At 70.7% G+C, this 2,562-nt stretch carries 1 protein-coding gene; it reads right to left on the minus strand.

The window, feature by feature from the left end:
* Positions 1–480: 480 nt before the first annotated feature.
* Positions 481–2,562 (minus strand): serine/threonine-protein kinase (locus tag AC08OX_RS16905; RefSeq protein WP_476608699.1); only part of this gene is annotated, 2,082 nt, incomplete at its 5' end.

Consider the following 2,562-nt stretch of genomic DNA (forward strand, 5'->3'; position numbering starts at 1 on the left):
TGCTCGATCAAGGTTGTTGTCGGATCGGCCTCCAGGTGAATTCGGCGGATCAACCTGAAAATATATGGCCGATTCAGGAAAAGCTACTTTGAAAAGGCTCATTGATTTCGGGACTGGTCGCGAGCCATGCCGGTGTATCGGTACCGACGTCGGGGCCAGGCCTGAACGGATCGAGCATCGCGCTGAACACCCGCAGTGCGCCGCGGGAATCTCGGCCGAGTCCGTCTTGCTGATAATGCCCGGATGAGCGCCGTTTACCGTGATGCGGGAGCCGGTGAGCCGCCGACCACGACGAAGCGCGCTGGCCGGTCACTCATGGGGCCGATCAGCGAGCGCAGCAGCAGGTACGGCGCGAGATGGTTGGTGGCCAGGGTTCGCTGGATACCTTCGGAGGTGATATCGCCGAGCTCCGCAGCTCTCAGTGCCTGTGAGCAAGGAAGTTACGGCTGCAAGGAAGCTGACTGAGTAAGGAAGCCACCGTCAGAGCAGCGTGCGGGGCCGGATGCGGTTCGCCTGGTCGACGAGGCGGACCCGGCTCGCCCGGTCACCGGCCAACCGGGCCATCTCTCGGTAGGTCTCGGCCAGCCCGAAGCGGAGGTCCCGTTCCACCATGACCCGACTGAGCAGGGTCGGTGGCCGGGGCGCATCCGCGGCCGGGTAGGCGGCCGGGTAGGTCATGACGAGGGCCAAGGCGGCGGTGAACAGGTCACGGTGCAGTTCGGCCCGGCGTCGTTCGCCCAGGTCGAGCCTTGGATCGGCCAGTATCGTCGCCGCCCGATGCAGGGCCGCCGATCCCGAGGCCGCGCGGTCTGGTCGGGCGGCCAGGCCGACGAGCACCCCGATCATGCGGATCCGCGACGCGGTGTAGGCGGCGGACGACGGAGGGACCCGTAGATAAGCGTCGATCTTGTCGGTCGGATCGGTCCGGCATCGGGCCAGCCCGAACGCCGCGCTGGTCGTGCTCGGATCGATGGTGGAGACGACGTCGAACAGGGCCGCGGCCCGGTGCCGGGCCGCGTCACGTTCAGGCGCGGTGTCCGCGGTGGTCGTCACGTCCGCGAGTGCGGTCGCGAGGGCGAGGCGCGGAGCGAGCTCCCCAGGGACCCGGGAGTAGACCCGGTCGAACGCCGCGGCGGCCACGGCCGGTTGTCGTCCGACGAGGGCATGTAGGCCCCGGTACCAGTCGACCCGCCATTCCCGCGGCTGCTCCACGGCCGCGTCGTCCAGGGTGCCCGCCGCCTCATGGAGCTGCCCGGCCCGGATCTGGGCGCGGGCCAGGGACAGCCGCACCTCGGTGGTCCTCGGGACGATCGCCGCCAGCCGGGTGGCCAGGGAGGCCGGTTCCTCGTCCGAACCGGCGGTCAGTCCGGGCGCCCATGGATCGTCCTGGTCGATCCGCAGATTGGGGAGGACCTCCCACCATGCGGGGGTCCCGGCGGGCCCCGCCTCCCCGGTGGGGTGCCCGACGGCGTCGAACCACCGGCTGGCCAACGGGGGGACCGGCCCCTCCGTTCTGGCCACGATCTCGTAGAGCACCCCCACCAGTTCGTCGGCGAGCTCCGTGGTGCTCTGGAAGCGCTGGTCGGGATCGGTCGCGGTGGCCCGGCGCAGGAGCCGGTCCAGGGATTCGAAGTCCCGCAACGGGGCATGGGCCCGGCGCGGCGGCAGGGCGTGCCGGTAGGCGCCGAGGAAGCCCGGGAACCGGCCGAGGACGAGACGGGCCAGGGTCCGGGCGACGGCGAAGATGTCGGTGGTGACCGTGGGCGCGGTGCGCGCGATGTCCGCCGGGCGTTCCCCGTCGTCGTCGAGTTCGGGGGCCCGGTAGCCGGGCGTGGACAGGTATCCCGACACGCGGTCGTCGAGCCGGCGCGCCCCGCCGAGGTCGATCAGTTTGACGTCCTCGGCGGTGACCATCACGTTTTCCGGTTTCAGGTCGCAGTAGACCAGCCCGAGGCGATGCAGATGCCCGAGGGCCGGAAGCACCCGCAGCAGGTAGCGGATCATGTCGGCGGCCGACGGCGGAGCCGACCGCCCGTCCGGTCCCGCCACCCCGACCTCGGCCAGGCCGGCTAGGGACACCCCCGGCACGTACTCCATGACGATGTAGTCCTCGCCATGGTGGGTGACATAGTCGAGGATCTTGACGATGCCCGGATGGGACACCGTGGTCAGAATGCGCCGCTCTCCCTCGGCGATCCGACGCGCCTCCGGGTTCGCCGCGTCGAGCAGGCCCTTGAGCACCACCCAGGCCTGCACGTCGTCGCCGCCGAGGTTGTCGTCGGTCGCGGCATACACCCAGCCGAGCCCACCGTGCGCGATGACGCCGTGCACGGTGTAGCGGCCGACCCGTTCGCCCGGTCGCAGCTTGACGGTGAACGAGTAGCGGTGGCCGCATCCCGCGCAGCTGCCTTCCAGGGCGACGCTCTCGTCCTGCTCGTCCTGCTCGTCCTGCTCGTCCTGCTCGTCGTGGCCCGGCCGGGCCACGGGCGCGCCGCACCCGGCGCACTCCCGAAGGCCCGTGGGAACGCTGGGCGCATCCAGGAGGGGCGGGGTCGACCCGGG

The sequence above is a fragment of the Frankia sp. CoBUL1 genome, from assembly GCF_978021245.1.